This is a genomic window from Bradyrhizobium sp. 62 (assembly GCF_023073035.1).
In the GTDB taxonomy this organism is placed as follows: Bacteria; Pseudomonadota; Alphaproteobacteria; order Rhizobiales; family Xanthobacteraceae; genus Bradyrhizobium.
Genome location: NZ_JADPIT010000006.1, coordinates 1 through 1,763, shown reverse-complemented (window position 1 = coordinate 1,763; position 1,763 = coordinate 1). Strand labels below are relative to the sequence as shown.

Below are 1,763 nucleotides of genomic sequence, written 5' to 3'. Positions count from 1 at the left end.
GTTCCCGCAGTGCCCGTGAACGAACCGAGGGTCGCACCGAGCGTCGTGGTGCCGGTTGCCGCCGTGGTACCGCCGGCCGTGCCGTTATACACGACGTTGCTGCTGGCAGTCGCGCTGGCGAACGAGGTGGTACCGCGCAAGTCGGCGGCCGTCGCACCCGCGATCGTGGTGGAGACGTTTGACTTGGTGGAGTAGCCGACGGTGGTCTGCAGCGCCTGGTTGGCGATCGACTTGGCGCTGTCGATCAGCTTCTGCAGCGAGGTGATGCCGGTGTTGGCGGCCTGCAGCACCTGCACGCCGTTGGCGATGCCGTCGAGCAGATTGTTGATGTCGCTGGCGCGGTTGTCGAGCGACTGTGCCGTGAAGAAGTTGGTGGGATTGTCCAGGGCCGAATTGACGCTCTTGCCGGTCGACAGACGGCTTTGGGTGGTGGCGAGAAGATCAGCGGTGGACTGGAGGGAGAGCAGGTTCTGACGAACCGACGAGGAGAGAACAATACCGGACATTGAGTGTTACCCTTCTGGTACGCAACGCAACAAACTTCGATTAGGATTAATCGATGTCCGGGACGGTGAACACAGACGGCTAACAAAGCATGAAGCGTGTCGCGCCAGGCCTTGCGGGGATTCACCATACGAGGGAGCGGAGCCATATCGGGCTCATCGATATCGTCATGATAGGATGATGCTTTTTGGCGCAAGAACCGGACGTTTGCGACTTGTCAACCATAACTCAGAGTAAGCAATCAGCTGCATCCGGATGCATCGTCTCTGCTTCGTGAGCGGCACTCTGATGCCGCCGTAAAAAGAAAGCGGCGGAGCCGAAGCCCCGCCGCCAGATCTTGCTTGCGATGTCGCCCGCTACTTAGCGGAGCAGCTGCAGCACGCTCTGCTGCGACTGGTTGGCCAGCGACAGCGCGGAGACCGCGATGGACTGGCGGGTCGACAGCGCCTGGCTGTTCGCGGCTTCGGTGTTGGTATCGGCCAACGTCAGGTTGGACGAACCGGTCTGCAGCACGTTGATCAGGCTCTTGTTGAAGTCCTGACGAACCTGCACCACCGAGAGGTTCGAACCGAGGCTCGACGCTTCCGAGCGCAGCGTGCTCGACGCGGCGTTCAGGTTCGACAGCACCTTGTTGGTCGCGGAGTTGTCGATGAAGTCGACACCGCTGGTCAGCGCTGCGAGGCCGAGACCCTTGGAGTTGTAGGTCACGCCCGTGATGCTGAGGTTCGACTTGCCGGTCTCGTCGAACACCAGCTTGAGCTGGTCGCCGTTCAACAGGTTGACGCCGTTGAACGAGGAGTCCTGCGAGGTCGTGTCGATCTGGTTCAGTATGTTGTTGTACTGGCTGACCAGGTTCGAACGCGAGGTCTGGGCGACCGTGTCCTGGACGGGGCTGGAAGCCGTCGAGAACGTGAGCGATGAGGTCAGCGTACCGCCGATCGCACCACCCGCGGCGCTCGAACCGATCGTCGAGGACGCGTAGTCGTTGGTAGTCGAGACCGTCAGCAGGCCGTTGGCGTCGATCGTCGCCGTCAGGTTGTTGGCCTGAAGCTTCGTGTTGAGCTGATCGAGCGTCTTGACCGTGCCGTTGGTGCCGTCGCCGAAGGTGGCATTGACCGCCGTGCCGCCGTTGAAGGAAGAGAAGGTCAAGGTCTTGCCGCTGATACCGCCGACGCCCGAGGTCCGCGCCGCAGTGAAGGCGGTCGAGGTCCCGGTGTTGCCGGCAAGACCGAGCGCGTTCAGCGCATTGCCGGTGCCGG

Annotated in this window: 1 protein-coding gene and 1 pseudogene; both read right to left on the bottom strand. The window is 61.9% G+C overall.

Annotated features, from left to right (window positions below):
• A pseudogene (locus tag IVB47_RS03490) lies at window positions 1-506 on the bottom strand (flagellin); the annotation flags it as partial.
• 358 nt (window positions 507-864) lie between these two features.
• Window positions 865-1,763, bottom strand: an 899-nt coding sequence (locus IVB47_RS03485) for a flagellin (RefSeq protein ID WP_253075187.1), incomplete at its 5' end; no start/stop codon positions are given.